This is a genomic window from Streptomyces sp. NPDC001348 (assembly GCF_053597535.1).
The window spans coordinates 18454-45422 of record NZ_JBSFIK010000024.1 but is presented as its reverse complement, the minus strand read 5'-3'; the positions used below and the strand labels follow the sequence as shown (position 1 = coordinate 45422).

The 26969-nt window shown below is 70.5% G+C and carries 23 protein-coding genes; 6 read left to right on the top strand and 17 right to left on the bottom strand.

Going from position 1 to position 26969, the window contains the following annotated elements:
- Window positions 1–175: 175 nt before the first annotated feature.
- Both ACWC21_RS24320 and ACWC21_RS24315 read right to left on the bottom strand, forming a co-directional pair.
- A complete protein-coding gene (locus ACWC21_RS24320; protein ID WP_450884916.1) occupies window positions 176–1405 on the bottom strand; it encodes an MAB_1171c family putative transporter in 1230 nt (409 codons plus the stop codon).
- Window positions 1402–1977 carry a toxin-antitoxin system, toxin component family protein gene (locus ACWC21_RS24315; RefSeq protein WP_450884915.1) on the bottom strand — a complete coding sequence of 192 codons (576 nt, stop codon included), beginning with the start codon at window positions 1975–1977 and terminating at the stop codon, window positions 1402–1404. Before ACWC21_RS24315 ends, ACWC21_RS24320 begins: the two co-directional genes overlap by 4 nt.
- 267 nt (window positions 1978–2244) lie before the next feature.
- Between ACWC21_RS24315 and arfA the strand changes: the two genes are divergently transcribed.
- Window positions 2245–3765 (top strand): arabinosylfuranosidase ArfA, encoded by a 1521-nt coding sequence (arfA, locus tag ACWC21_RS24310; RefSeq protein ID WP_450884914.1) that lies wholly within the window; start codon window positions 2245–2247, stop codon window positions 3763–3765.
- Between the two features lie 21 nt (window positions 3766–3786).
- Here arfA and ACWC21_RS24305 read toward each other — a convergent pair whose 3' ends face one another.
- Window positions 3787–6753 (bottom strand): glycoside hydrolase family 35 protein, encoded by a 2967-nt coding sequence (locus ACWC21_RS24305; RefSeq protein ID WP_450884913.1) that lies wholly within the window; start codon window positions 6751–6753, stop codon window positions 3787–3789.
- Window positions 6754–6826: 73 nt separating this feature from the next.
- Here ACWC21_RS24305 and ACWC21_RS24300 point away from each other — a divergent pair, with 73 nt between their 5' ends.
- Together ACWC21_RS24300 and ACWC21_RS24295 are read left to right on the top strand one after the other, a co-directional pair.
- Window positions 6827–7285, top strand: a complete 459-nt coding sequence (locus ACWC21_RS24300) for an RrF2 family transcriptional regulator (RefSeq protein ID WP_450884912.1) — start codon at window positions 6827–6829, stop codon at window positions 7283–7285.
- 277 nt (window positions 7286–7562) lie between these two features.
- A complete protein-coding gene (locus tag ACWC21_RS24295) occupies window positions 7563–8210 on the top strand; it encodes a DUF4360 domain-containing protein (RefSeq protein WP_450884911.1) in 648 nt (215 codons plus the stop codon).
- Between the two features lie 75 nt (window positions 8211–8285).
- Here ACWC21_RS24295 and ACWC21_RS24290 read toward each other — a convergent pair whose 3' ends face one another.
- The 4 genes from ACWC21_RS24290 to ACWC21_RS24275 form a co-directional block, all read right to left on the bottom strand.
- Window positions 8286–9095, bottom strand: a complete 810-nt coding sequence (locus tag ACWC21_RS24290) for an intradiol ring-cleavage dioxygenase (RefSeq protein WP_450884910.1) — start codon at window positions 9093–9095, stop codon at window positions 8286–8288.
- 863 nt (window positions 9096–9958) lie between these two features.
- Entirely contained in the window at window positions 9959–10459 is a 501-nt protein-coding gene (locus ACWC21_RS24285; RefSeq protein WP_450884909.1) for a discoidin domain-containing protein, read from the bottom strand.
- A 26-nt stretch (window positions 10460–10485) separates the two neighbouring features.
- The gene (locus ACWC21_RS24280; protein ID WP_450884908.1) at window positions 10486–10668 is read right to left on the bottom strand and encodes a DUF397 domain-containing protein; all 183 of its coding nucleotides are present in this window, start codon (window positions 10666–10668) and stop codon (window positions 10486–10488) included.
- On the bottom strand, window positions 10665–11492 hold the full coding sequence (locus ACWC21_RS24275; protein ID WP_450884907.1) for a helix-turn-helix domain-containing protein: 828 nt from the start codon (window positions 11490–11492) through the stop codon (window positions 10665–10667). Before ACWC21_RS24275 ends, ACWC21_RS24280 begins: the two co-directional genes overlap by 4 nt.
- A 115-nt stretch (window positions 11493–11607) precedes the next feature.
- On the opposite strand from ACWC21_RS24275, the gene ACWC21_RS24270 reads away from it, so the two are divergent.
- Complete coding sequence (locus tag ACWC21_RS24270; RefSeq protein ID WP_450884906.1) at window positions 11608–12069, top strand: ATP-binding protein; 462 nt, start codon at window positions 11608–11610, stop codon at window positions 12067–12069.
- 12 nt (window positions 12070–12081) lie between these two features.
- Here the strand turns inward: ACWC21_RS24270 and ACWC21_RS24265 are convergent, their stop codons facing one another.
- The 8 genes from ACWC21_RS24265 to ACWC21_RS24230 form a co-directional block, all read right to left on the bottom strand.
- Entirely contained in the window at window positions 12082–13821 is a 1740-nt protein-coding gene (locus ACWC21_RS24265; RefSeq protein ID WP_450884905.1) for a pyridoxal phosphate-dependent aminotransferase, read from the bottom strand.
- Window positions 13822–13928: 107 nt separating this feature from the next.
- On the bottom strand, window positions 13929–15083 hold the full coding sequence (locus tag ACWC21_RS24260) for an aldose epimerase family protein (protein WP_450884904.1): 1155 nt from the start codon (window positions 15081–15083) through the stop codon (window positions 13929–13931).
- 57 nt (window positions 15084–15140) lie between these two features.
- Complete coding sequence (gene mmsB / locus ACWC21_RS24255; RefSeq protein ID WP_450884903.1) at window positions 15141–16385, bottom strand: multiple monosaccharide ABC transporter permease; 1245 nt, start codon at window positions 16383–16385, stop codon at window positions 15141–15143.
- Window positions 16382–17932: a multiple monosaccharide ABC transporter ATP-binding protein gene (gene mmsA, locus ACWC21_RS24250; protein WP_450884902.1), complete on the bottom strand. Its 1551-nt coding sequence runs from the start codon at window positions 17930–17932 to the stop codon at window positions 16382–16384. The genes mmsB and mmsA overlap by 4 nt, the downstream gene beginning before the upstream one ends.
- A 42-nt stretch (window positions 17933–17974) precedes the next feature.
- The gene (chvE, locus tag ACWC21_RS24245; RefSeq protein ID WP_450884901.1) at window positions 17975–19084 is read right to left on the bottom strand and encodes a multiple monosaccharide ABC transporter substrate-binding protein; all 1110 of its coding nucleotides are present in this window, start codon (window positions 19082–19084) and stop codon (window positions 17975–17977) included.
- An 89-nt stretch (window positions 19085–19173) separates the two neighbouring features.
- Window positions 19174–20142 carry a hypothetical protein gene (locus ACWC21_RS24240; RefSeq protein ID WP_450884900.1) on the bottom strand — a complete coding sequence of 323 codons (969 nt, stop codon included), beginning with the start codon at window positions 20140–20142 and terminating at the stop codon, window positions 19174–19176.
- A gap of 111 nt (window positions 20143–20253) precedes the next feature.
- Complete coding sequence (locus ACWC21_RS24235; RefSeq protein WP_450884899.1) at window positions 20254–21258, bottom strand: zinc-dependent alcohol dehydrogenase; 1005 nt, start codon at window positions 21256–21258, stop codon at window positions 20254–20256.
- The gene (locus tag ACWC21_RS24230) at window positions 21255–22412 is read right to left on the bottom strand and encodes a mandelate racemase/muconate lactonizing enzyme family protein (RefSeq protein ID WP_450884898.1); all 1158 of its coding nucleotides are present in this window, start codon (window positions 22410–22412) and stop codon (window positions 21255–21257) included. Before ACWC21_RS24230 ends, ACWC21_RS24235 begins: the two co-directional genes overlap by 4 nt.
- 201 nt (window positions 22413–22613) lie before the next feature.
- Between ACWC21_RS24230 and ACWC21_RS24225 the strand changes: the two genes are divergently transcribed.
- Window positions 22614–23582 (top strand): SCO2400 family protein, encoded by a 969-nt coding sequence (locus tag ACWC21_RS24225; RefSeq protein ID WP_450884897.1) that lies wholly within the window; start codon window positions 22614–22616, stop codon window positions 23580–23582.
- A gap of 22 nt (window positions 23583–23604) precedes the next feature.
- On the opposite strand, the gene ACWC21_RS24220 is transcribed toward ACWC21_RS24225, so the two are convergent.
- Window positions 23605–24468, bottom strand: coding sequence for a hypothetical protein (locus tag ACWC21_RS24220; protein WP_450884896.1), 864 nt, complete (start codon window positions 24466–24468; stop codon window positions 23605–23607).
- Window positions 24469–24650: 182 nt separating this feature from the next.
- Between ACWC21_RS24220 and ACWC21_RS24215 the strand changes: the two genes are divergently transcribed.
- Window positions 24651–25808: a serine hydrolase domain-containing protein gene (locus tag ACWC21_RS24215; RefSeq protein WP_450884895.1), complete on the top strand. Its 1158-nt coding sequence runs from the start codon at window positions 24651–24653 to the stop codon at window positions 25806–25808.
- A 102-nt stretch (window positions 25809–25910) separates the two neighbouring features.
- Here ACWC21_RS24215 and ACWC21_RS24210 read toward each other — a convergent pair whose 3' ends face one another.
- Entirely contained in the window at window positions 25911–26909 is a 999-nt protein-coding gene (locus ACWC21_RS24210; RefSeq protein WP_450884894.1) for an NADP-dependent oxidoreductase, read from the bottom strand.
- Between the last annotated feature and the right edge of the window lie 60 nt (window positions 26910–26969).

Here is a 26969-nt window from a genome sequence, read left to right as displayed (position 1 = left end):
GGCTGCGGGAGACCGGCCGCCGTCCGCTCCCGCGTGCGCTCGGCGCCGTCGTCCGCCGCGATCCGAACGCCGGTCACCGCCGCGCCCGAGCCGGCAGCCCGTTGCGCGGGGCGGGCCCGTCCGGCAGCGTGTCCCGCTCGGCGGGGGGCCGCCGAGGGCGACCGCGGTGGTGCGCTCACTCACGCACGGAGACGCTCTCCGCCGCGGCGGCGGCACGGCTGCGGACCGCCGCCACCTCCTCCGGGTGGTGCAGGGCCCGGGAGACGGCGCCGATCTCCTGCAGCAGGTGCAGGGTGTCGGAGGAGCCGGCCGGTTCCGCCGGCCCGGACGTCCGGCCGCGGGCCTCGACGGCGTCCAGAACCACCACCGCGGCGGCCAGCGCCCGCGCCCGGTCCGGTGGATGGCCGAGGGCGAGCGCGGTCGCGTAGGACCGCCTGCCCAGGCCGGTGTCGACATGCCGGACCAGCGGAAGCAGCGCGTCCCGGATGAAGGTCTCGCGGCGGGTCAGCCGCAGCTCGGGGGTGGCGCGCAGCACGAAGGGCACGCCCTCGCCGCTCACGGTCCGCATCAGCTGGTACAGAGGCCGCAGTTCACGGTGGGCGGCCCGGACCCGCCAGCGGTCGTGCAGGTACTGGCCGGCGTGCGGCAGGATGAACCCGGCCGCGATCAGGATGGCGGACAGCGCGGCCACGGGCGGGGCCAGGTCGGTGCTCAGCCAGTCCAGGTCGTGACCGCTCCAGCGGGCCGCGACGGCGGTCAGCTTGGAGCTGTCGAAGGCGAGGTTCAGCACATAGCCCGCGCCCAGCAGCTTCAGCCCCCAGCGCAGCAACGCGTCCAGGCCGTCGGTGCGCGCCCAGTTCCAGATCAGCCTGGACGTGATCAGGCACGCCACGCAGTGCGCGACCAGGTAGAGCAGGGTCTCCTCGCGCATGAAGGGCGTGTTGGCGTAGTACGTGTCCAGGTCCCGCAGTCGCTCCACGGGCGCGTCGGCGAGCGCGAACAGCACCCACAGGGCGACGATCACCCCCGAGTAGACGGCGATGACCCAGCGCACCGCGCGGCGTGTCGCCGCCGAGCGGTCGGCCAGACCGTTGCGCCAGGTGATGATCAGCAGCAGGCAGGAGCCGCAGAACGCGGTGATCAGCGAGTAGCACCAGGGTGCGGAGATGTTGGGCACGCCCGCCAGCCGGTTGACCCGGGCGATCGTCGACGGGGTGCAGAACACGAAGACCGCACAGGCGAGCAGCAGCAGTCCGCCGACCGCGCGCAGCAGCGGGTCCCGCCACAGCCGGATGATGGTGGGGAGCTTGATCACCAGGGCGGCGGTGAGTACCGCGGTGGGGATCCAGAAGGAGATGTAGAGCTCGCCCACCAACCGGGACGGGTTCTCCGCCGGCAGGGTCACCGGGCCCTTCCTCCGCGGCCCCGGTAGCCCAGGGCCCGCTGGGCCGGGTCGAGCGGGGCTTGTGGGCCGCCGGCGCGGACGTACGGCCTGAACAGGGTCGCCAGCCGGTGCCCGAAGTCGTCGGCCTCGGCCTCGTCGGCCTCCCGGGAGCCGTTGCGGGCGGCGACCGTCAGGGCGAGGTCGCGCCAGCCGGGCCCGTCGGCCAGGGCGCGGGCCGCCGCGGCCCCCGCCCGGTGGTGGTGCCGGTGGCCGGCGTGCAGGTGCCACAGCTCGTGACCCAGGATGACCAGTTGCTGCACCGCCTCGGCGCGCTCCTCCACGATGACCAGGTCGAAGTCCTGGAACTCCACCCAGAGGCCGGTGACCTCTATCTCGTCGGGGAAGCGCTCGAAGCGCAGTTCGACGGGCCGGCCGGAGCGCCGTGCGCTCATCTCCTCGCACAGCACCCGGCACAACTCCCGTACGCCGTCGGGCGCCTGTGGACGGTCCCGAACCGCGCGGGCGAGGTCGGCGGCCAGGCCGCGCATCGCCGAACCGGGCAGTAAGCGCCGGAGCGCGCCCGCGATGTCCATCGCTCCCCCTTCGGGCCGTCGTTCGGCGGCCCTCCGAGATTACGCGTCCGGATGTGTCCGCGTCATGGGGGTTACGCGCCCATCGTTCAAACAGAAACGATCAGATCCCTACGGCCCCACTCATTGACGTGGGAGCACTTCGCTTCTACGGTCCCGTTCGAAAGTACGGGCATCATCCGCAGTATCGAACAGCAGGGGCGTCGGGCTGAACAGCCGGACCGTGACGGCCGGCCGCCCTGAGACAGCGCCCGTCACCGAAAGGACCCCATGAGCAACCGAACCGCCCGTTTCACTCTCGACCCCGCCTTCACCGTCGGCGCGGTCGACCCCCGTCTCTTCGGATCCTTCGTCGAACACCTCGGCCGCTGCGTCTACACGGGCGTGTACGAGCCCGGCCACCCCTCGGCCGACGAGGCGGGCATCCGCACCGACGTCCTCGACCTGGTCCGTGAACTCGGCGTCACCGCCATCCGCTACCCCGGCGGCAACTTCGTCTCCGGCTACAAGTGGGAGGACTCGGTCGGCCCGGTGGAGAGCCGCCCCCGCCGCCTGGACCTCGCCTGGCACTCCACCGAGACCAACCGGTTCGGCCTCTCGGAGTACATCTCGTTCGTCAGGAAGATCGGCCCGCGGGCCGAGCCCATGATGGCCGTCAACCTCGGCACCCGCGGCGTCGCCGAGGCCCTGCAGCTCCAGGAGTACGCCAACCATCCCGAGGGCACCGCCCTGTCCGACCTCCGTGTCGCCCACGGCGACAAGGACCCCTTCGGTATCCGGCTCTGGTGCCTCGGCAACGAGATGGACGGTCCCTGGCAGACCGGCCACAAGACAGCCGAGGAGTACGGCCGCGTCGCCGCCGAGACGGCCCGCGCCATGCGCCAGATCGACCCGAAGGTGCAACTCGTCGCCTGCGGCTCCTCCAGCCAGTCCATGCCCACCTTCGCCGAGTGGGAGGCGACGGTCCTCGAGGAGACCTACGACCTCGTCGACTACATCTCCCTGCACGCCTACTACTGGCCCGAGAACGGCGACGTCGACTCCTTCCTGGCCTCCGCCGTCGACATGGAGTCCTTCATCGAGAACGTGGTCGCGACCGCCGACCACGTGGGCGCGAAGCTCAAGTCGAAGAAGAAGATCAACCTCTCCTTCGACGAGTGGAACGTCTGGTACCTGCCCGAGTGGGAGGAGTACTCGAAGACGATCGGGCAGAACGACTGGCCCGAAGCCCCGCGCCTGCTGGAGGACAACTACAGCGTCACGGACGCCGTCGTCTTCGGCTCCCTCCTCATCGCCCTGCTCCGGCACGCAGACCGGGTCACCGTCGCCTGCCTCGCCCAGCTGGTCAACGTCATCGCCCCGATCATGACCGAGCCGGGCGGCCCGGCCTGGCGGCAGACGACGTTCTTCCCCTTCGCGCAGGCCGCGAAGTACGGGCACGGGCAGGTGCTGGACGTCCGCGTGGACTCACCGACGTACGAGACGAAGAAGTACGGCGAGGCGGACCTGCTGCACGCCACCGCCGTCCGCGCCGAAGACGGCACGGTCACCGTCTTCGCCGTCAACCGCGACCGCGACCAGGCCCTGCCCCTCCACATCGCCGTGGCCGGGCTCGGCCTGACCTCGGTCGTCGAGCACAGCGTGCTCGCGGACGCCGACCCCGACGCCCGCAACACCCTCGCCGCACCCGAGCGGGTCGCCCCGCACCCGGCCGAGGGCACCGCCCTGAAGGACGGCGCGCTCACCGCCGTACTGGAGCCGCTGTCCTGGAACGTGATCCGGCTCGCGTAGGTCCCGTGCGTCTCGTGGCGCTCAGCGGCCGGGGGAGGCCACCGGTGTCACCGGTGTTCCGCCGGCCGCGGCGCCCAGCAGGGTCAGCCGCACCTTCCCCGGCCCCGACTCCGAGGTGAACTCGGACAGGACGGCCAGGGCCAGGGTGTTGTCGCCCCGGGTGCGCAGGATGCCGTTCGGCAGGACGAAGGTGTGCTGCGGGCCCACGTTGTTGATGTACTGCCCCATGTTCCAGCCGTTGAGGAACAGCTGCACGCGGTACGCCCGGTACGGGTCGTCCTCCAGGGTCAGGCCCACCGAGGCGTCGATGCCCGCGGGCACCGCCAGCCTGAACGTGGTCCGGTACCAGGTCACGCCCTGCCGCCGCTCGGCGCGCGGGAAGCGCACCGCCTCCCAGTCCCGGTCGGCGAAGCCGGGCAGGTGCCAGCCCTCCCGCTCCCCGAACAGCCCGCCGTTGTTCAGCGGCCCGCGCACCGGGTCGGGTGCCGCCTCGCCCTGCAGGCGCCAGGTCACCCTCGGCGAACCGCCCTTGAAGGTGACCGCCGTCAGCCCGCGCGCGACCTTGTGGGTGTCCAGCCCCTTGCCGTCCTGGTCGTGCTGCATCCGCCGCACCAGCACCGACAGCACGTGCCGTCCCGGCCCGCGCAGTTCCTCCCGTACCGGGAAGACTGCGGTGTCCGCCCAGCTGCCCTGCCGGACGGTGCCCTTGTCCGGCACTGGCATGCGGTGTGTGCCCAGCGGCTCGCCGTCCAGCCACGCCATCAGCAGGCCCTGCGTGCCGGTGCTGTAGGCGAGCGAGACCTCCTCGATGCCGGTGGAGTCCGTGAACGAGCCCCGGTACCAGACGTCGCCGTAGTGGAAGCCGTAGTCGTCGGCGAACAGGACCGGCCGGCCCTTCGGCACCGCGGTGGTGCTGAACGACGAGGTCCGGTCGGCGACCTTCCACCCCGAGTCGTCGAAGGCGGGCCCGACCTCCGGGTTCTCCGTCCGCGTCCGCCAGCCCCCCAGCTCGGGCAGCCGCACCGCGGGCACCCCCGGCAGCAGCGCCTCGGTCACCAGACTCCCGGCCCGCGCCACCCTGGTGGCCACCGGCCGCCCGTTCCACGTCACGCGCTCGATCCCGCGCGGCCCCCAGACCTCCAGGCCGGTCGCCTGGACGGTGTCGCCGGTGAGGTGCACCGTGGAGCCGCGCACCTCGGCGTGGCGCACCAGCGCCGGGCCGTAGACCAGCAGCGTGCCGGACGGGGTGTCGTACGGGAACAGCCGCACCGCGGTCGCCTCGTCGGCGAACAGCAGCAGCAGCGGCGTCTCGCTCTCGCCGCGCTCCACCCGCACACGGGTCAGCCCGCCGACGCCGAGGGGCACCGTCACGTGCAGCTCGTCCTGGTCGTAGGTCCAGCCCGCCTCGGTGTCCAGCCGGGTGACGTACGGCTCGCTCGGGCACTCCAGGACCAGGTGCGCCATCTCGCCGTGGCGGCCCGTGAACAGGGCGATGTCCTGTCGCCCGGCGGTCAGGCGCAGCATCGGCTGGGCGGTGCAGTACTTCAGCTTCCGGTGCCCGAGCGACAGCCCCGTGGTCAGGACCCGGGCGTCCCGGCCCGGGACGGTGATCTCGAGGTGGCCCGCGTGGGTCGGCAGGGTGGAGGTGACCTCCTCGGCGCCGTCGTTGCGGGCCACGTACACATGGGCGCCGGTGTCCGGGTTGGTGAGGTGGTACACCTTCAGCCCGGCCGCCTTCACGTCCGCCGCCCGGTCCAGCTTGGCGAAGTCGGGGACGCGCTGCAGCATGTGCCCGATCTGGTGCATCGGCGCGATCTTGCCGGTGACGTTGCGGCCCTCGTCGAGGGCGGCGCCGTAGTCGTACGACGTGTACACCACCGGTGCGGGCAGCCAGCCCCAGGAGGTGCCGCCGAAGGTCATGTAGACGTTGTGCAGGGTGATGCCGTTGGCGAGGTTGGTGAGGTAGAAGCGCCGCTCGTAGGCCGCGTCCCGGGTGCGCCGGGACTCCGCGTACCCCTTGCCGTCGAACCAGGCCCCGCCCCACGGGTCGAACCAGCCGCCGCCGAACTCGGGCATGAACCCGGGCGTGCGCGGCGAGGCGGTGGCCCCGCCCTTTGGCCCGCCGGGCCCGTAGTGCCCCCAGTCCGGCGGCACCTGGGACGGCGAGGGATACCCGTCGAACCCGTACAGCCACTCGCCCCGCTCGCCACCGGTGTCGAACGAACCCGGGACCCAGTAGCCGTTGCGCCCCTTGTCGTTGTGGAAGAGGGGGACGTCGATGCCGTCCGCCCGCACCTTCCGGTACAGGTGGGACATGTAGTTCCGGCCGGACGGCTCGTCGACGTGGGCGTCGTACTCGTTCTCGATCTGGTACAGCAGGACCGTGCCGGTGCCCCGGGTGAACAGGTGCCGGCGCGCGATCCGGTTCACGGCGGTCAGCCACTCGTCGACGTGACCGAGATACGTCGGGTCGTCGGTGCGGGCCACGCCCCTGGTCGCCGTCAGCCAGCCGGGGAAGCCGCCGCCGTCGACCTCGGCGTTGATGTACGGTCCCGGGCGCAGGATCACGTACAGCCCGGTCTCGGTCGCCGTGCGCAGGAACAGGTCCAGGTCCCGGACGCCCGTGAAGTCGTACTTCCCCGGAGCGGGGGAGTGGTAGTTCCAGGCCACGTAGACACTGACCGCGTTGTAGCCGTGCGCCCGCATCTTCTGCAGCACGTCCCGCCACAGGGAGGGGCTGGGCAGCCGGAAGGGGTGCATCTCACCGGACCACAGCACCAGCCGCCTGCCGTCGACGACGAGCGAGTACTGGTCGTGGCCGACGGTGTGCCGCTTCCCGTCCGCCCTCGGGGGCGCGGGCGCCGGGCCGGTCGGCACGCTGCGCGCAGCGTACGCCGAGGGCGCCCCGGGGCCGCCGCTGCCGCCCAGGGCGAAGCCGAGCGCCGCGGAGCCGGCGAGGGCACTGAAGGTACGTCTGCTGAGCGCCAAGGGATCCTCCCGGGCGATGGTACGGGGACCGGGTCCGGCCATTCTCCATGGCCCCACGCCCCACAATGGACACATGAGGATCTCGGCGCGGGCGGATTACGCGGTACGAGCGGTACTGGAGCTCGCCGTAAGGAATGACGACGGCCCGGTGAAGGCGGAGGAGATCGCCGCCGTGCAGGACATTCCGCACAAGTTCCTGGAGGGCATCCTCGGGGATCTGCGGCGGGCCGGGATCGTCGGCAGCCGGCGCGGCGGGGGCGGCGGTTACCGGCTGGCCCGGGAGGCCTCGGACCTCACCGTGGCGGATGTCATCCGCGCGGTGGACGGCCCGATCGTGTCGGTCCGGGGCGAGCGGCCCACCGGCCTCGCCTACACGGGCACCGCCCGGCCGCTGCTGCCCCTGTGGATCGCGCTGCGCGCCAACGTGCGCCGCGTCCTGGAGGGCGTCACGGTCGCCGACCTCGCGGCGGACGCCCTGCCGGAACCCGTGCGGCAGCTGGCGGCGGAGCCGGCGGCGTGGGAGAACCCGTAACCGGGTGCCGGTGGCTGCGTCCTGTCGGTGAGGTGCGCCGGCGGTAGGACGGTGCGGCGGTACGGCGGTACGGCGGTACGGCGGTACGGCGGTACGGCGGTACGGCGGTACGGCGGTGCGCGGTGCGTGAAATACCCGTTGTGAATGGCCGGAGTTCGCCCTAACCCACCCGGGGTGCGGGTTCCTACGATGCCAACGCCTCCGGCCTCCACAGGTTGCACACAGTTTCTCCTAGGCCTGGGGCGGCCCACCCCCCACCCGAGAACAGGGAGAAACCATGGCTCGTGGCCTGCTCCTGAGCGGCGCGGTAGCCGCGCTCCTGACGAGCGCGATACCTTCCGCGCACGCCGAGTCGCCGGTCGTCAGCAACCCGCCCCCGGACAAGATCGTCATCGACGTCGCCACGGTGAACGGCTCCGGCTGTCCCCAGGGCACGGCCGCGGTGGCGGTCTCCCCGGACAACACCGCCTTCACGGTCACCTACAGCGCCTACCTGGCCCAGGCCGGCGGCAACTCCGACCCGACCGCGTTCCGCAGGAACTGCCAGCTCAACCTGATCGTGCACGTCCCGCAGGGCTTCACCTACGCCATCGCCAGCGCCGACTACCGCGGCTTCGCCTCGCTCCAGCGCGGTGCGACCGCCACGCAGAAGGCCTCGTACTACTTCCAGGGCCAGCCGGACACCACCACCAAGACCCACCCGTTCAGCGGCCCGCTGAACGACGACTGGCAGGCCACGGACAGCACCGACGTGGCCCAGCTGGTGTACGCCCCCTGCGGCGTGCTGCGCAACTTCAACATCAACACCGAGCTCCGCGTCAACGCGGGGACGGCGTCGCCCGGCAAGGTCAGCTTCATGACCATGGACTCGACCGACGGGGACATCAGTACGACCTACCACATGGCGTGGAAGGCCTGCCCGTAGTCCTGACGGCGAGGATCCGGCCCGCCCGGTCCGCCCGGTGGGACCGGGCGGACCGGATCGCCGGTCGGGAGCGGCTCAGCCGGACACGCCGAGCGTGAGCGTCCCGCTGTAGCCGGAGGACGCCGAGCTGCCCAGGGCGGTGAGGGTGAGGAGGCCGGACGAGGCACCCCCGCCGTCGTAGATGGAGTCCTGGGACAGGGTGGTGCGGGTGACCTTGTTGGTCGAGTAGGGCGACACCTTGGCCACGGCGGCGGTGATCGTCTCGTTGAAGAACAGCTGGCCGGTGTGGACGGTCCTGCCGCCGGTGAAGTGGCCGTCGGAGGTGACCGTGACACCGGTGTGCACCTTGACGTGGACGTGGATGCAGCGGCCGCGGTACCAGCCGGGGTAGATCGTCGTGATGTCGGCGACGCCGCTGGTGTTCGTGAGCACGCCGCCACGCAGGAAGGTGCCGTCGTCCGACTCGCTGTGGCCGTTGTTGCCCACGTAGCCGGAGTACTCGCCGAGCGCGTCGGAGTGCCAGATCTCCACCAGGGCGTCGCGGACCGGGGTGCAGGCGGAGTTGACGACGGTCAGGGCGAGTTTGAGCGGGACGCCCGGCTTGCCTTCGGTGACGTCCGGGCGGACGAGCGCTCCGTCGAGGTAGTAGGGGCCTTCGGTCATCTCCTTCGTGAGGGTGCAGACGGCTGCCGCGGCGGGGGCCGGAGCGGTGTCCGGTGCGGTGTTCGGAGCGGTCTCCGGTGTCTGGGTGGCGGAGGCGGTTCCGGTGGCGGCGGCTCCCACGGCCAGTGCGGCGGCCGTGGTCCCGGTCGCGATCAGCAGGGCGCGGCGGCCGACCGGGCGGGCGTCGGGGCGGGACTCCGGGGTGAGTGAGTTTTCTGTCATGGACACGGCAGGTTAGGGACGCTGCCTGTCGATGGGCTGTGGGTTCGGCAAAGTGATGCGGCGTCAAGGGTGTTGCCGGTCAGGGGGAGGTGGGGGAGAGGGCGGGGTGGGGTGGGGGTAAGGGTGGGGGTAGGGAAGGGGTGCGGGGGATGGCAGCGCCTGCTGCGAAGTGGCCGCGGGGGCCGCTCGCTTCTTGTGATTGTCGTGCTTCCGCGTCCCGCCTCAAGGGCGCTTCGCGTCGCCTTCGGCGATCGGCCTGCGGCCGACCCTTGACCCGGGCCGCTCCAGCACGCGGAAGAAGCGAGCGAGCGGCCCGGAAAGCCGGTGGCCGGGGCAGGTGGTCCCTGAGGCTGACTGGGCCGTGGGCCGGGGTTGGGCGCGCGATTACGCCTCGCCTGCACGCCGGGTGGGTTCGGCGGCGAGCGGTGGGTGGGGTGGTGGGCGGCCGGCGGTGGGTGGCGCGCGGTGGCGGCCGGCGGTGGGTGGCGCGCGGTGGGTGGCGAGCGGTGGGTGGCCGGCGGTGGGCGGCCGGCGGTGGGTGGGGTGGTGGGCGGCCGGCGCCGGGTGGCGAATGGCGGGCGGTCAGCGGTGGGTGGGGGTGGCGTTGCTGTGGGCCGTCGCCTCCTGCGGACCGTAGGCTGAGGGCGAAGGCGGACCATTGCCGTCACATCGGCCTCAGCAGTCACAGTCGCGCGGTGATTGGTAGATATGGGCGCTAGACGGACGGTAGAACCGCAGGTCACTGAGTTCGGGTGTGGCCCATATCTGCCAATCAGCCGCATCGGCCGACCGAACGCCACCATGGATCACGCCGGTCACGGACATCCGGTCATCGGTGGGCCGGACGAGATCGGGCGTGGTGGTCAGAGGCCGTGGACGGAGATCTCGTACAGGCCGGTCTCCCAGTCGGCCTCCTTGTGGTGGGCGATGTCGTAGGTGCTGAAGTCGGTCACCCTGACGTAGCGGAACTTGCCGTTGAGACCGTGGGACTGGTAGCCGACGACGTTGTTCTGGGTGTTGTCGACCTGCTCGGTCCAGTGGACCTTGTCGTTGCTCGTCTCGACGGTGTACCGGTCGGCGGCGTCCGAACCGCCGACGGTCTTGAAGGAAAGCCCGACGCGGGTGAGGCGGTGCGCCGCGCCGAGGTCGACCATCCATTGGAAGGGCATCGGCCGTGGCTGGTAGTACTGCTCGACGCCGTCGTGGACGTCGATGTCGTATGCCTGGCCGTCGACGGCGACCTCGGGGCTGTAGTCGACCGTGCCGGAGGCCTTCTGCTCGTCCGTCAGGGGGACCGACGGGTCGGCCGTGACCGGCTTGCGCAGCGACAGCAACCGGTCGTCGGGCGGTACGACCCTGTGCACTGGTTGAGAAGCGGGCGGCCCCACGGTCACTTCGCGACGTACGTGACGAAGTCGGCCCACGCGGTGGGGGTGACGGTGACTCGCGGGCCCTGCTTGTCCTTCGAGTCACGGACGTGGATTGTGCGCAGGGCGGTGGCCATCTCTACGCAGTCGCCGTCCCCGCTGCTGCTGTAGCTCGACTTGAACCAGGTCAATTCGGTGGAGTTCATAGCGCTCCTCGCATCCGCTCCAGCAGGCTCACGGAGTCCGAGAGGGAGAGAGCCTGCCCTCGCATCCTGGCATATCGCCTCTGAAGCACGCTCACCTCATTGGCGTCGGAGAAGAGGAGGCCTCCTCGTTGCCCTTCGTTGTACGCGAACCACTTGTTCTCGGGCGACTCGAGCAACTGCATGGGGCCGGCCAATCCGGCGTGCGACTCCTGCGCCACCGGCATGACCTGGATCTCGACGTTCCGCAGCTGAGCGATGGCGAGCACGTGATCGATGAGCTCCCGGGCGACCTCCGAGCCACCGGTGCGGCGCAGGAAAATGTGCTCTTCGAGGATGAATCCGAAGGCCGTGTTCGGTCGCTCCCGAAGCAACCTCTGCCGCTCCGCCCGTGCCGCCCACTGCGTCTCGATCTGCTCGTCCGTCAGCGGCGGCAGCTGATCCATGAACAACTGCCGCGCATACGCCTCCGTCTGCAACAGCCCTGGAACCAGCCGACACTCATACGTGTACAACGTGATCGCCGCCGCCTCCATCCGCGCCCACTGCCGGAACCACGCCGCCAACCCGGGCTGACGCGCCAGATGTCCCGCCGCCTTCCGCAGGGCGCCCGTGTTGCCCAGGGTTTCCTCCGCCCGCTCCACGAACGCCGGGTCCGGCATGCGGCGTCCCAGCTCTACGGAGGCCACCGTGTGTTTGGAGTAGCGCACCCGTTCGCCGAACTGCTCGCGGCTCAGTCCCGCGTGTTCGCGCAACGTTTGGACGACCGCCCCGAACGTGCGCAGACTGTCCGAGGATTCCGGCTCGGCTCCTTTGACGTCTGCCATACCCGCATAGTCACGGACAGTTATGAGTACTGTCCAGTCCGTGACCGCGTACGCATCGTCACCGTACACGCCTCCCACCTGGTGAAGTGGCCTGCTCAGCGGTCAGATTGGGCCCATGACAGCTCCCGCCGCACCCACCGGGCCCCAGGGGCCGGTTACCGTACGTGTGTTCAGTCAGCGGTTCAGCTCGACGCCGCGTGGCGCACGGCTCGCCCGCTACCTCGCGTTGGACCAGCTCCGCGCCTGGGGCGTCCCGCATCGCACGGACGCCTCTGACACCGTGCGCGTGATCGTCGCCGAGCTGGCCGCCAACGCGGTCACCCACAGACGCGTACCCGGGCGGGACTTCGAGTTGCGCCTCGTGCTCGTCCCGGGGAGCGTCCGTATCGAGGCCACGGACACCCGCAGTGGTCCGCCGAGCCCGCCCGGACCAGGAGGCGTACGGTCTCCGCACGGCCTCGCCGAGTCCGGTCGCGGGCTCCTGCTCGTGGACGCGCTCGCCGACCGGTGGGAGGTCGTGGACCGGGATCCGCCGCCCGGCAAGACCGTGCGGGCCGAGGTCGATCTGCCGTACTGAGACCGAGCCGACCTACCCCGCCTGGCCCATTCCCGCCGCGTTCGGCCAGCTCTGCGCGTTGGGCCAGCCGGTTGGAGGGGCCGGAGTGAGGCCCTGGGCGTTGGGGGCGGGGGCGGTCATGCCCCGTACCTGGGCCGCGGTGAGGCCGCCGCGGGCGGGAACACCCGGCGGCGTCGGACCGCTCGCCGCAGGGGCGGGGACAGGGGTCGGGACAGGTGTGGGGGCCGGGGCGGGGACTGGGGCGGGTGTCGGCGTGGGAAACGGTGTGGGCGCGGGTGCGGGCGTGGCCGCCGCGGCCGGCTGGGGGATCTGCTGCGGCACCTGCGGTATCTGCTGTGGCACTTGCGGTATCTGCTGCGGCACCTGCGGCACCTGCTGTGCGACCTGGGCGACCTGCTGGACCTGGGCTGCCGCCGGCATCGGCATCCCGCCGCCGACCGACGGTGCGGCGGCGGGGAGCGGCATGCCGGTGCCGGCGGCGGGGGCGGTCGGCAGCCCCGGGACGGGACCGGCGCCGACGGCCTGCGCGGCAAGCCCCAGCATTCCGGCCCCGTTGGTCTCGCTGACCAGCCGGTCGACGGCCGCCGTACCCGAGCTGTAGCTGGTCCCTGCACTCAGCTCGGGCACGGCGGCTCCCCTCCTGGTCCCGTAGAGCACCGACTCCAGGCCGGATACCAGGCGACGCACGTCGACCTGGGGGCGCACCACGAGCCGCAGGAAGCGGCTGGACGAACCGATCTTGTTGCCGCACTCGCGGACCAGGATCCGGTGCTCGGAGAGCATCCGGTCCCGGACCACGGTGCCTTCGGCGCCGACGGGAAGGCGCACGAAGAGGAAGTTGCCCTGGGAGGGATACACGGTCAGCCCGGGCAGCGCGGAGAGCTGGCTGGCCATGTCGAGGCGGTCGCGGCGGATCTGCTGCAGGCTCTGCGCGTACTCGGCGCCGTGCTCCTTGAGCATGAAGACCACGTGCTCGGCGAAGGAGTTGAGGTTCCACTTCGGCAGCATCGTGCGGATCTTGGTGGCGAGCGCCGGGTTGGCGACCAGGTAGCCGAAGCGTATGCCGTGCAGGCCGAAGTTCTTGCCCAGGCTGCGCAGGACCACCACGTTGGGGCGGAGCATGGCTTCCTGGACGACGCTCGGCTCGGACTCGGCGTCGGCGAACTCCAGGAACGACTCGTCGACCACGACCAGGTCCAGGTCGGCCATCGCGTCCATGAACTGCACCACCGACTGCTTGCGCAGATAGCCGCCGTCGGGGTTGTTGGGGTTGCAGATGACCGCCACCCGGGTGCCGCGGGACCGGATGAAGTCGCCGTACTGGGCGAGGTCGAGGGCGAAGCCGTTGGATTCCTGGAGTGGGTACATGTCCACCCGCTTGCCGGTCTCCATCGGCTGGTCGGTCCAGCGGCCGAAGGTGGGGACCGGGACGGCGAGGGACTCGCGGACCAGGAGGTGGTCGATCCAGGTGATCAGCTCGGTCGATCCGTTGCCCATCGCGACGCACTGCGGCGGCAGCTGGAGCAGGTTGCACAGCTCGGCCGTGATGGTGTCGGCGCTGCTGGGGTAGTACGAGATGATGTCGCGCAACCGGCCCGCCATTTCGTCGAACATGGCGGGGGTGGGGAAGTAGGGGTTGCACGGGATGCAGAAGTCCACCGGGCCGGACCCGTCGCCCTCGCGAGTCAGCGCCGCCATCGAGGGGCTGTGCGCCGCCGTGTTGCGGAACAACGAGGTGACTTTGTCAGCCAAGGAAACCTCCGTCTATGGGTGGCCCGTGCGGGGGAGCACGGGCCACCCATGAGTACGGAGACCGGCGGGGCGCCGTTCAACGCACGTGAAAGAAGTGTGACCTCACATCACGCGCTGAACGTGTGGACCGTCGACGTACGGTACTTCTGCCCCGGCCGGAGCACGGTGGACGGGAAGTTCGAGTGGTTCGGCGAGTCCGGGAAGTGCTGCGTCTCCAGGCACAGCGCGTCCCCCTGGCGGTAGGTGCGGCCGCCGGTGCCGGTCAGGGTGCCGTCGAGGAAGTTGCCCGAGTAGAACTGCAGACCGGGCTGATCCGTGGCGATCTTCAGCGTGCGGCCGGAGTGCGGGTCGTGGAGCGTCGCGACGTGCTCGGGCTTCGACGTGATGCCCTTGTCCAGCACCCAGTTGTGGTCGTAGCCCTTGGCCTGCACCTGCTGGACGTGGCCGGCCCGGATGTCCCGGCCGATCGGCTTGCCCTTGCGGAAGTCGAAGGGGGTGCCGGAGACCTTCGCCAGCTCGCCGGTGGGGATCAGGCCCGAGTCGGTGGGCGTGTAGCGGGAGGCGGCGATGGTGAGCTCGTGGTTCTCGATGGTGCCGCTGCCCTCGCCGGCCAGGTTCCAGTAGACGTGACTGGTGAGGTTGACGATGGTGGCCTTGTCGGTGGTGGCCTCGTAGTCGATGTGCCAGTCGCCGTGCTTGGTGAGGGTGTAGGTCACCTTCGCCTTGAGCGTGCCCGGGTAGCCCATCTCGCCGTCGACGCTGGTGTAGTGCAGGTGCAGGCCGACGTCGGAGCCCTTGGTGAACGGCTCGACGTCCCAGATGTGCTTGTCGAAGCCCGTCTTGCCGCCGTGCAGGTGGTTCACGCCGTCGTTGACGGAGAGCTGGTAGCTCTTGCCGTCCAGGGTGAACTGGCCCTTGCCGATGCGGTTGCCGTAGCGGCCGATCAGGGCGCCGAAGTACGGGCTCTTGGCGACGTAGTCGTCGATGTTGTCGAAGCCCGCGACGATGTTGGCGTGGCGGCCGTGCCGGTCCGGTACCTCCAGGCACTGGACGATCCCGCCCCAGGAGAGGACCTTCAGCCGCGTGCCGCCGTTCTCCAGCGACCAGCGGTAGACCTTCGTGCCGTCGGCGAGTTTGCCGAAGAGCTCCTTCACCGGCTTCCTGCCTTCCGAAGCGGCCTGCGCCGTACCCGTGCCGAGCGTGGTCGCCGCGATGCCCGCGGCCGCGGCTCCTGCGATGACCGTGCGTCTGTTCAGTTCCATATGTGCGGCTCCTTCAAGAGGAAGGGCCCCGCCGTTTCCGGCGGGGCCCGAGCTGACTTACGAACCGGACTTGCGCTTGTTCCACACGTCGAAGCCGACCGCGGCCAGCAGGGCGAGGCCCTTGATGACCTGCTGCCAGTCGGTACCGACACTGAGGAGGTTCATGCCGTTGTTCAGCACGCCGAGGACGAGACCGCCGACGATCGCGCCGAGGACGGTACCGACACCGCCGCTCATCGACGCACCGCCGATGAACGACGAGGCGATCGCCTCGAGCTCGAAGTTGACGCCCGCCTTCGGCGAGGCCGCGTTCAGGCGGGCGGCGACCACCAGACCCGCCAGGGCCGCGAGCACGCCCATGTTCAGGAACACCTGGAAGGTGACTCGCTTGTCCTTGACGCCGGACAGCTTCGCGGCCGGCAGGTTGCCGCCGATCGCGTAGATGTGGCGGCCGAAGACGGCGTTGCGCATGACGTAGCCGTAGCCGACCACCAGGACGCCGAGGACGATGAGGATGATCGGGGCGCCCTTGTAGCTCGCCAGCAGCAGCGTGACGGAGAGGACTGCTGCGGCCAGCGCGACGAGCTTCAGCGCGAACGCCTTCACGGGCAGCACATCGAGGGCGAACTCCTGCTGCCGCCGCCGGTCACGCACTTCCTGCCACACCACGGAGGCGAGCAGCACGAGACCGAGGAGCACCGTGAGGTTGTGGTAGTTGGTGTTCGGGCCGACCGCCGGCAGGAAGCCGTTGCCGAGGTTCTGCAGACCGTCCGGGAACGGACCGACGGTCTGTCCCTTGAGCACGATCTCCGTGAGACCGCGGAAGAGCAGCATCCCGGCGAGGGTGACGATGAACGACGGTATGCCGAAGTAGGCGATGAGATAACCCTGGACCGCGCCCGCGACCGCGCCCGTCAGCAGGCACACCGCTGTCGCGAGGGGCCAGGCCATGTGGTGGTTCACCGTCAGCACGGCCGCCGTCGCGCCGACGAAGGCCGTGAGCGAACCGACCGACAGGTCGATGTGGCCCGCGATGATGACCAGCATCATGCCGATCGCGAGGATCAGGATGTAGCTGTTCTGCAGGACCAGGTTGGAGACGTTGCGCGGCAGCAGCAGGTCCCCGCCCGTCCAGATCTGGAAGAGGACGACGATCAGGCCGAGCGCGAGCAGCATCCCGTACTGCCGCATGTTGCGGCGCAGACCGCCCAGTATCAGCTGGAGCAGGCCCTCGCCGCTGGCCGATCCGCTCTTGCCCGGCGGCGCGGGGGCCGGGGTCTTGGCGGTCACATCCGTGCTCATCGGGTTACCTCTTTGTCCTTCGTCATCTGGCGCATCAGCGATTCCTGCGAGGCCTCGGCCCGTGAGAACTCGCCGGTCAGCCGCCCCGCGGCCATGGTGTAGATGCGGTCGCACATACCGAGCAGCTCCGGCAGCTCGGAGGAGATGAAGACGACCGCCTTCCCCTCGGCGGCCAGCTGGTCGATGACCGTGTAGATCTCGTACTTGGCGCCGACGTCGATGCCGCGCGTCGGTTCGTCGAGGATCAGCACATCGGGACCGGCGAAGATCCACTTGCTCAGGACGACCTTCTGCTGGTTGCCGCCGGACAGCTTGCCCACCGGCTCGAAGACGGTCGGCGCCTTGATGTTCATGGACTTGCGGAAGCGCTCGGCGACCTGCCGCTCCTCGTGCTCGTCCACCACGCCCCGCTTGGCGACCTTCTTCAGCGCGGTCAGCGAGATGTTGCGGTTGATGGTGTCGATGAGGTTGAGCCCGTAGTGCTTGCGGTCCTCGGTGACGTAGGCGATGCCGTGCTCGACCGCCTCGGCGACGGTCTTGGTACGGATCTCCTTGCCGTCCTTGAGGACCGTGCCCCCCGAGTACCGGCCGTAGGAGCGCCCGAAGACGTTCATGGCCAGCTCGGTGCGGCCGGCGCCCATGAGGCCCGCGATGCCGACGATCTCCCCGCGGCGCACCTGGATCGACACGTCGTCGACCACCTTGCGCTGCTGGTCGATCGGGTGGTGCACGGTCCAGCCGCGGATCTCCAGTGCCGGGGCCGCGCCCTCCTCCGGCTGATGCGGGGTGCGCTCGGGGAACCGGTGGTCGAGGTCGCGGCCGACCATGCCGCTGATGATCCGGTCCTCGGTCGTCTCCGCCGCCTTCACGTCGAGCGTCTCGATGGAGCGCCCGTCGCGGATGATCGTCACCGAGTCGGCGACGTGGCGGATCTCGTTCAGCTTGTGGGAGATGATGATCGAGGTGATGCCCTGCTTCTTCAACTCGAGGATGAGCTCGAGGAGTTTGCCGCTGTCCTCGTCGTTCAGCGCCGCCGTCGGCTCGTCCAGGATGAGCAGCTTCACCTTCTTCGAGAGCGCCTTGGCGATCTCCACCAGCTGCTGCTTGCCCACGCCGATGTCGGCGACGCGGGTCTCCGGGTGGTCGGTCAGACCGACCCGGCGCAGCAGTTCGGTGGCGTGCTTGAGCGTCTCGTTCCAGTTGATGAGCCCGCCCTTGGCGTGCTCGTTGCCGAGGAAGATGTTCTCCGCGATGGAGAGGTACGGCACCAGTGCGAGCTCCTGGTGGATGATCACGATGCCGCGCTGCTCGCTGGCCCGGATGTCCTTGAACTCGCAGACCTCACCCTCGAAGAGGATGTCGCCCTCGTAGGTGCCGTGCGGATGGACGCCGGAGAGCACCTTCATCAGGGTGGACTTGCCGGCGCCGTTCTCCCCGCAGATGGCGTGGACCTCGCCCTGCCGGACCGTCAGCGTGACGTCGGAGAGCGCTTTGACACCGGGAAAGGTCTTGACGATCGAGCGCATTTCCAGGACGGGTCCCGCCATGGTTGTGCCTTCCAATCAGTGTGGGTCGGTCGGTTGGCGGGATTACTTGAGCTGGGCGTCGGTGTAGTAGCCGCCCTTGACCAGGACTTCCTCGTAGTTGCTCTTGTCGACGCTCACCGGCTGCAGCAGGTAGGCGGGGACGACCTTGGTGCCGTTGTTGTACGACTTGGTGTCGTTGATCTCCGGCTTCTTGCCGTTGAGGTCGTCGTCGATCATGTTCGCGGCGACCTTGGCGAGCTTGCGGAGGTCCTTGTAGATCGTCTGCGTCTGCTGGCCCGCGATGATCGACTTCACCGAGGCGACCTCGGCGTCCTGGCCGGTGATGACCGGCAGCGGCTTGCTGCCGGAGCCGTAGCCGTCCGACTTCAGCGCGGCGAGGATGCCGATGGAGATGCCGTCGTAGGGCGAGAGCACGGCGTCGACCTTGGCGCTCTTGTACGTGGAGGTGAGGATGTCCTCCATGCGGTTCTGCGCGGTGGCGCCGTCCCAGCGCAGGGTGGTGACCTTGTTCAGCGCGGTCTGCCCGGACTTGACGACCAGCTGCTTCTTGTCCATGTACGGCTTGAGTACTTCCATCGCGCCGTTGAAGAAGTAGCGGGTGTTGTTGTCGTCGTTCGAGCCGGCGAACAGCTCGATGTTGAACGGGCCCTTCTTGCCGCTGTCCAGCCCGAGCTTGTGCACGATGTACGTGCCCTGGAGCTTGCCGACCTTCTCGTTGTCGAACGAGGCGTAGTAGTCGACGTTCTTGGTGCCGAGGATCAGCCGGTCGTAGGAGATGACCGGGATGTTGGCGTCCTTGGCCTCCTGCAGCACGTTGTTCAGGGACTTGTTGTCGATGGCCGCGACGATCAGGCCCTTGACGCCCTGCGTGATCAGGTTCTCGATCTGGGAGACCTGGGTGTCCGGGTTGTCCTCGCCGTAGACGAGCTTGGTCTTGTAGCCCTTGGCCTGGAGCTCCTTGACGACGTTCTTGCCGTCGTAGATCCAGCGCTCGGAGGACTTGGTCGGCATCGCGATGCCGATGGTGCCGCCCTTGGCGCTGCCCTTCTTCTCCTTGCTGCCGCCCTCGCTGTTCTGGCCGCAGGCGGACAGGGTCAGGGCGAGGGAGGCGGCGGAGGCCACGGCGGCTATGGCGGCTCTGCGAGTGCGCATGGTCATCATCCTTGATGTGTGGAGTGCGGCTCGGTGCGTTGGATTCTGTGCGGTCATGTCTCGTTTTGTGAAGCCAGTTGTCCGGAACGTTATGCGGAAGTTCCGAACCGCTTCAAAGCGCCGGGGAGACGTGACCCCAGAGGCGCCATGTCGCCGTCGACTCCGTGCCGTTGCAGCAGGTCCAGGGCCAGCCGGCCGCGCCGGACGCGCTCCTTGGCGGTGGACAGCGTCAGGTCCCGCAGGTGATGGCCGTACGGGTAGATGCTGGGGGCCTTGGACAGGCCGAACTTCAGATAGAGCGGTGCGCCACGCCGGATCAGCTCGGCCACCTCGTACATCCGGATGTATCCGCCGAGGTCGTCGGGAGCCTCGATGTACATGTCCATGGGAGCGCCGGACACCCGTCTGATCTCCGTGAGGTGATCGAGCGTCAGGTCGCTGGGCACGTTGACGGAGTCGGCACCGAGCCCCTCGTACACCGCATACGAGGCGGGGTTGACCGGTCCGATCAGCGCCGAGACCTTCAGGGTGGTGTCGGCGGGGATGATGCCCTGCTCGCGCGCCCGGTGCAGGGTCCACAGCACACCCTCGTCGGCGACGAGGAGGCACTTGACGCCCAGTTCGGTGGCCCGGACGGCGTCCTCGACACAGCCGGCGACCGCGTCGTGGCCGCGCGCCCTGAGGCCGCCGCCCCGCGAGTCGGTGCGCACCGAGCCGCCGATGTCCCAGGTGCCGCGCGGGCCGGTGAACAGGCAGAGTTCGATGTCCCGTTCGCCGGTGGCGTCGACCATCTCGGTGATCTCGGCGTCGGTCAGCATCCACACGCCGCTGCCCTGGCTGATGCGGTGGATCGGCACGTCGAGCCGCGAGGCCTCCTTCAGGACGACCGCCAGCGCCTCGGGACCCTCGCACGAGGGGATCTCGGTGCGCCAGCGACCGCCGCCCGGGAAGGAGTGCGGCGAGGCGTCGGCGGGGTCGAGTGCGGGCGCGCCCAGGCCGAGGGCGGTGAGTGCCTGCTCACCGGGCCTGCGGGCTGCCGTGGTGGAAGCGTCGGTCACAAGCTGTCCTTTGTGTTCGGTATTTCGGACGAGGTTCGCGGCTCGGGGTACGGAAAAAGCTGGTGCACGCCGGTGCGGGGGCGGTCAGGTCACCCCCGTACCGGCGTACGGCTAGGGGTGGAGCAGCACCTTGCCGACCTTCGGGTCGCCTGCGCCGACCAGCTCGATGGCCTGCGAGAACTCGGTCAGTGGCAGCTCGTGCGTGACCAGTGGCAGTGGATCCAGCAACCCGGCGCCGAACACCCGCACCGTGTGCGACCAGGCCTGGGGCGGCGCACCGAAGACGGTGTGCACCTCCAGCTGCCGTACGACGAGGTCGGTCGGGTCGAGACCGTCGGCGCCCGGCGCCGGGATCCCGGTCAGGACCAGGCGTCCGCCGCGCCTGAGCAGGGCGGCGGCGGTCCGCGCCGCGGACGCGGAGCCGGCGGTCTCGATGACGACGTCGAAGTCGTCCGGGAGCTCCTCGTCCTTCAGCCGGAAGTCGGTCGCGCCGAACCGCCTCGACAGCGCCTCCCGGTCGCCCCGGGTGCCGACGACCAGCAGTTCGGTGGGGGAGACCGCCTTCAGGAACTGCACGGCGAACATCCCGAGGGTGCCGGTGCCGACGACCGCCACCCGCTCGCCCGGCTGGGCGTTCCCCTTCAGGGCGGCGGCCGCGATGCAGGCGGCCGGCTCCAGCAGGGCGGCGGCGGTCAGGTCGGCGTGGTCCGGCAGCGGGTGCAGCAGCCGGGCCGGGAGGGTGAGCGTGGTGGCCATGGCGCCCGGCTGGGTGAAGCCGGTCTCCTCGTACCCCGCGGTGCACAGGGTGGTCTCGCCCGCGTGGCAGCGGTCGCACACCTGGCAGTTGCGGAACCCCTCCCCGACGACCTTGCGGCCGACCAGGGAGGAGGGGACCCCGGCGCCCACCGCCCGCACGGTCCCGGACCACTCGTGGCCGGGCGTGAGCGGGTAGCGGACGTACCCTTCCGGCCGGTTGCCCTGGTACACCTCGCGGTCGCTTCCGCAAATGCCCACGGCGTGCACGGCGACCAGCGCCTCGCCGGGACCCGGCTCGCGCGGCTCGTGCGGGACGACCCGGTGGGTGCCCGGCGCCTCGATCAGGACGGCGCAGCTCACTTGGTGCCCTTCGGCTTGCGCTGCTCCCAGCCCTCGGCCCACAGGTCGAACCGGGCCTGCTGCTGCGGGAACTCGGCAGCCGCGTCGGTGTCCAGCTCGACGCCGAGGCCGGGCGCGTCGGAGAGGTGGAAGTAGCCGTCGACGACCTGGGGGGCGCCCTTGACCACCTTCTTGATCTCCGCGTCGGCGAAGTCGTTGAAGTGCTCGAGGATCTTGAAGTTGGGGGAGGTGAAGCCGACCTGGAGGCTCGCGGCCGTCAGGACCGGGCCGCCCACGTTGTGCGGGGCCACCAGCATGTAGTGGGTCTCGGCGGTCGCCGCCAGCTTCCGGGTCTCCCAGATGCCGCCGATGTGGCCGACGTCCGGCTGGATGATGTCCACGGCCTGGCTCTCGAAGAGCTCGCGGAACTCGATGCGGTCGTGGATGCGCTCACCGGTGGCGACCGGGATGTCGACCTTGGCGGCGACCTTCTCCAGCGCCTTCAGGTTCTCCGGCGGGCAGGGCTCCTCCAGCCAGGCCGGCTTGAAGGGCGCCATCTCGTTGGCCAGCCGGACGGCGGTGGCGGGGGAGAAGCGGCCGTGCATCTCCAGCATCAGCTCGGCGTCGGGACCGATCGCGTCCCGGACGGCCTCGATGAGGGAGACGGCGTACAGGGTCTGCTCGTGGTCGAGCTCGAAGTGCCCGGTGCCGAAGGGGTCGATCTTGAGCGCCTTGTAACCGCGCTCCATGACCCCCTGGGCGGCCTTGTGGTAGGCCTCCGGGGTCCGCTCGGTGGTGTACCAGCCGTTGGCGTAGGCCTTCACCTTGTCGGTGACCTTGCCGCCCAGCAGCTGCCAGACCGGGACGCCGAGCGCCTTGCCCTTGATGTCCCAGCAGGCCATCTCGATGACCGCGATGCCGGACATCACGATCTCACCCGCGCGGCCGTAGTCGCCGTACTTCATCCGGCGCGTGAGGTCCTCGACAGCGAACGGGTCGGAGCCGAGAATGTGATTGGCCTCGGCCTCCCTCAAGTAGCCGATCAGCGCGTCTGTGTGACCGAGCATCCGGGTCTCGCCGACTCCAGTGATCCCCTCGTCGGTGTGCACCTGGACGTAGGTCAGGTTGCGCCACGGCGTGCCGACCACGTGTGTGCTGATTCCGGTGATGCGCACGGAGATTGCCCCTCAGCTGTTCGAGATTTCGTCACACGTTCGAAATGCTGGCGTGACAGTAAGGATGGGGTGAGGTGGGTGTCAATGGGTCGCACAGGTAACGGTTTCGACAAGGCTTTCGAGAACTCTTTCGGTCCCCTACGAAACCTTCACAGAGGCACCTAGGAACGTTACCGTCCGGGAACCTAGTCTTCCCGCGTCATGGACTTCTGCGACCCGTGCCGTCGGCACCTCAATGGCGCCCTCACCTGCCCGGGGTGCGGCGCGCCGGCCCGGACCTCCCACGCGTACGCGCCCGAGGGCGCCGCGACGCCGTACCGGCCTCAGGGGGCCTACGAGCCGTACGAGGCCTACGAACCCCACGAGGGCGCGGTGGACCACCACGCGCACGAGGGCGCCGAGGATCCCTACGCGCACGAGGACGCCGAGGATCCCTACGCGGACGACGCCGACGCCGACGATCCCTACGCGGACGACGCCGACGCCGACGGGACCGACGCCGACGCCGACGGGACCGACGCCGACGCCGACGGGACCGGCGCCGACGACGCGGACCGCGCGGCCGGCGCGGCCGGGGGTGAACCGCAGGGGCGGGCGGCGGCCCGGCGCCGGTCGGGCGGGCGCGGGCGCGGCGGGGCCGACGAGGGGCCGGCGGGCGCGGCCGCGAGCCGTCGGGACCGAAAGGCCGCGGCGCACCGCCGCCGACGGCGGCGCATCCTTCTGGTCTCCGCGGGCTTCGTCCTCGCGGCGGGCGGCCTGAGCCTCGCCGAACTGGGCATCGACGCCCCCGGTTTCTCGAACCCGAACCCCGCGACGGCCGGGGGCGAGGCACCGGACGGCGGTGCGTCGACCGCCGGTCCGGCCCCGACGGCCCGCCCCGTGGACGAGGCCTCCCGGGGCGGCACGAGCGCGCCCACGCGGAGCGCCTCCTCCTCGCCCTCCGCCTCCAGGTCCCCGAAGGACAAGGCCTCGCACTCCCCGGACGACGGCGGCACCGCCAAGGCGCGGCAGTCGGCGCAGACCGGTTCGGGCGGGACCACCGCGGCCCCGAACCCCCCGGCGACGAGCGGGCCGACGACCACCCCGACGGCGGCCCCGACGACCTCCGGCCCGACTCCGCAACCGTCGCCGTCGCAGACGTGCAAACGGTTCCTGTGGTGGTGCTCCTGACCCCGGTGCCCGCCCGTCGGTGCTACGCCGGGGTCACCGCCACGACCACACCCCGCTCGGCCGCCGGACTGACCGCCGCCGACACGCGTACCGCCACCGCCCGGGCGGCGCGGCCCGTGCGGGAGGCGGTCGCCAGGAGCAGGGGCTGGAGCTGTTCCAGGCCCGCCACGAACAGTTCCTCGCCCGCGACCAGGGCCGGCCGGGCCGCCTTCGTCGCCGCTGTCGCCGCCTCCGTCAGGTCGGCGAAAGGCGGCAGCGTGGCCCGGGCGACATCGGCGGCGACCGCGGCCGCGCGTTCCGCCAGGGCGACCTGGAGGGGCAGCGCGGGAGCGATCGCGGCGGTCAGCGCGTCGGCGATGCGGCGCAGTTCGGGAGTGGAGTCCCGCATGACCTCGGCCGCCGCACGGAGCACCGGGATCAGGACGAGCAGAAGGCCCGCGGCGAGCCCCGCCGTCGCGGGCAGCAGCGGGGACAGCGCCTCGGTGAGCTCCCCGGCCACCGCCGCCGACTCCTCCACCGCCGGCTCCATCGCGTCCAGCACCGGAAGCAGGCTGTCGCCGAGGGCGGCGAGCAGGACCTGGGCCGGTTCGCTGACCGGGTGCGTCGCCAGCGGGGCGCCGGTCGTGCCCAGCCGGGTGAGGGTGTCCACGATGCGGCGGAACGCCTCCTGAGTCTGCGGTGAGGCGCTGGCCTCGGCCAGTCCGGCGGTCGTCCGGTGCAGCACCCGCAGCAGCTCGGGGCCCGAACCACCCCTCGGGTCGAGGGTGTTGACCGCGATCCGGGTGATGTTGCCGGCCGTGTCCAGGAGCTGGCCGGTGATGTCGGTGGTGCCGCGCAGCATGCGCAGTACGTCGTTCCCGCTGGGGAGCGAGGAAAACGTGGCCATGGCCCCTCCCGCCTGTCCGCTGCCCGCCCCGGGCCCTCACCAGCATGCCCGCGGCGGGCCGTCCGCGGGAGACATCGCGGCGACGAGGACGGCAACAGATGGGTGGGCCATCCACCGGTTGAGTCGAAGGGATGCGTCGCGCCGTATTCGATCTAGGGAACCATCCCGGAGGAGGCACGCGGATGACGCAGGAGATCACCGTCCACGGCACGGTCGCCGATGGCTTCGAGACGGTGCGCGAGGAGTTCGCCGCGTTCGTGGCGGAGGAGCGCGACGACTACGAGGGCCAGCTGTGCGCCTACGTGAACGGGCGGCGGGTCGTCGACCTGTGGGCGGGCGAAGGCGTCGAGGCCGGCTCCCTGTACGGGGTCTACTCGTCGACCAAGGGGGCCGCTTATCTCGTCGTGGCGCTGCTCGTGCAGGACGGCACACTGGAACTGGACCGCAAGGTCTCCTACTACTGGCCGGAGTTCGCGGCCGAGGGCAAGGGAGCACTGACCCTGCGCGACCTGCTGGCGCACCGGGCGGGCCTGGTCGGCACGGACTCCGGCTTCTCCCCGGCGGAACTGGCCGACGACCGGGCGATGGCCGAACGCCTCGCCGACCAGCGGCCGTTCTGGCGGCCCGGCACCGGTTTCGGTTACCACGCCCTGGTCATCGGAGCCCTGACCGGCGAGGTCGTGCGGCGGGCCACCGGCCGCACGATCCAGGAACTGCACGAGGAGCGGGTGCGCGCCCCCTACGGCCTGGACTTCTTCCTGGGGCTCCCGCCCTCCCGGGAGCCGCTCTTCCGCAGTGTCCAGCCGATGCTGCCGACCCCGAAGCAGCAGGCTCTGCTGGACGCGAGTCCGACCGGGCCGCACACGCTGGCCGCCATAGCCCTGAACCGGCACGCGGCCGAGCCGACCGACCTGCAGGAACTGCCCAACGACCCCTTGATCCGCGCCAAGGGCCCGGCGTCGGTGGGCGGAGTCGCCTCGGCGCGCGGGCTGGCCGGGCTGTACACGGTGATGATCAGTGCGCGGGACGGCGACGCGCCGCTGCTCAAGCCGGACACGGTGGCGGAGTTCGGGCAGCTCCATTCCGCCGGGTACGACCTGGTGGGCCGGGCCCACAAGGCGTTCGGCCTGGGGTTCCAGGCGACCGCGGACGCCTGGTACCCCTTCCTCGGCGCGGGGGCGTTCGGGCACGCCGGCGCGGGCGGCTCCCAGGCCTTCGCGGACCCGCGCAGTGGCCTCGCGTACGGCTACACCCGCCGCCGGTTCACCTTCCCGGGCGGCGCCGCCCCGGAGAACGAGCGGCTGGCGAGGGCGGTGCACCGGGCGGCCCTGGCGAGCTGATCCGCCCCCGGGACGGGGCGAAGGCCGCACCCCACGTCCAAGGGTGCGGCCTCCGTCGTACGCAACGACCGCGGTCCGGCGGGCGTCACGGGGCGACTGCGCTCAGAGCTTGACGATCATCTTCCCGGTGTTGTCGCCGCGCAGGACGCCGAGGAACGCCTCCACGTTGTTCTCGATGCCCTCGACGACCGTCTCGCGGTACTTCAGCTCGCCGGAGCGGACCCAGGCGCCGACCTCCTGGACGAACTGCGGCTGCAGGTCGTAGTGGTCGCCGACCAGGAAGCCCTCGATGCGGCCCCGGGTCTGGATGAGGCGGGCGAGGTTCCTGGGGCCCGGGGCGGCCTCGGTGTTGTTGTAGACCGAGATCATGCCGCAGACCGCGATCCGCCCGCCCTGGTTGAGCTGGCCGATGGCCGCCTCCAGGTGGTCGCCGCCGACGTTGTCGAAGTAGACGTCGACGCCGTCCGGCGCGGCCTCCCGCAGCTGCTCGCTCACCGGGCCGTTCTTGTAGTTGAAGGCCGCGTCGAAGCCGTACTCCTCGACGAGCAGCTTCACCTTCTCGTCGGAGCCGGCCGAGCCGATGACCCGCGAGGCGCCCTTGAGCCTGGCGATCTGGCCGACCTGGCTGCCCACGGCGCCGGCCGCGCCCGACACGAAGACGGAGTCGCCCTCCTTGAAGGAGGCGGTGCGCAGCAGACCGGCGTAGGCGGTCAGACCGGTCATACCGAGGACACCGAGGTACGTCGACAGGGGCGCGGCCTCCGGGTCGACCTTGACGGCGTTCTTCGCGTCCAGGACCGCGTACTCCCGCCAGCCGAAGAAGTGCAGCACGTGGTCGCCGACGGAGATGCCCTCGGCGTTGGAGGCGACGACCTCGCCCACCGCCCCGCCCTGCATGACCTTGCCCAGCTCGAACGGTGCGACGTACGACTTGGCGGCGCTCATCCGGCCGCGCATGTACGGGTCGACGGACAGGTACTCGTTCCGCACCAGCACCTGACCCTCGCCCGGGGTCGGGACCTCCGCCTCGACCAGGGCGAAGTCCTCGGGCTTCGGCCAGCCGACGGGACGGCTGAGCAGGTGCCACTCGCGGTTGATCATGACAATGCCTTTCGCGTTCGCTCCAGCAGTTACTTCAGTACCTGAAACAACGATGCTCCT

Bases quoted from the DNA above. Each gene is read 5' to 3' on its own strand.
- ACWC21_RS24315 (WP_450884915.1), bottom strand. From the start codon at position 1,977: ATGGACATCGCGGGCGCGCTCCGGCGCTTACTGCCCGGTTCGGCGATG.
- arfA (WP_450884914.1), top strand. From the start codon at position 2,245: ATGAGCAACCGAACCGCCCGTTTCACTCTCGACCCCGCCTTCACCGTC.
- ACWC21_RS24300 (WP_450884912.1), top strand. From the start codon at position 6,827: ATGAGGATCTCGGCGCGGGCGGATTACGCGGTACGAGCGGTACTGGAG.
- ACWC21_RS24295 (WP_450884911.1), top strand. From the start codon at position 7,563: ATGGCTCGTGGCCTGCTCCTGAGCGGCGCGGTAGCCGCGCTCCTGACG.
- ACWC21_RS24290 (WP_450884910.1), bottom strand. From the start codon at position 9,095: ATGACAGAAAACTCACTCACCCCGGAGTCCCGCCCCGACGCCCGCCCG.
- ACWC21_RS24280 (WP_450884908.1), bottom strand. From the start codon at position 10,668: ATGAACTCCACCGAATTGACCTGGTTCAAGTCGAGCTACAGCAGCAGC.
- ACWC21_RS24275 (WP_450884907.1), bottom strand. From the start codon at position 11,492: ATGGCAGACGTCAAAGGAGCCGAGCCGGAATCCTCGGACAGTCTGCGC.
- ACWC21_RS24270 (WP_450884906.1), top strand. From the start codon at position 11,608: ATGACAGCTCCCGCCGCACCCACCGGGCCCCAGGGGCCGGTTACCGTA.
- ACWC21_RS24260 (WP_450884904.1), bottom strand. From the start codon at position 15,083: ATGGAACTGAACAGACGCACGGTCATCGCAGGAGCCGCGGCCGCGGGC.
- mmsB (WP_450884903.1), bottom strand. From the start codon at position 16,385: ATGAGCACGGATGTGACCGCCAAGACCCCGGCCCCCGCGCCGCCGGGC.
- mmsA (WP_450884902.1), bottom strand. From the start codon at position 17,932: ATGGCGGGACCCGTCCTGGAAATGCGCTCGATCGTCAAGACCTTTCCC.
- chvE (WP_450884901.1), bottom strand. From the start codon at position 19,084: ATGCGCACTCGCAGAGCCGCCATAGCCGCCGTGGCCTCCGCCGCCTCC.
- ACWC21_RS24225 (WP_450884897.1), top strand. From the start codon at position 22,614: ATGGACTTCTGCGACCCGTGCCGTCGGCACCTCAATGGCGCCCTCACC.
- ACWC21_RS24220 (WP_450884896.1), bottom strand. From the start codon at position 24,468: ATGGCCACGTTTTCCTCGCTCCCCAGCGGGAACGACGTACTGCGCATG.
- ACWC21_RS24215 (WP_450884895.1), top strand. From the start codon at position 24,651: ATGACGCAGGAGATCACCGTCCACGGCACGGTCGCCGATGGCTTCGAG.
- ACWC21_RS24210 (WP_450884894.1), bottom strand. From the start codon at position 26,909: ATGATCAACCGCGAGTGGCACCTGCTCAGCCGTCCCGTCGGCTGGCCG.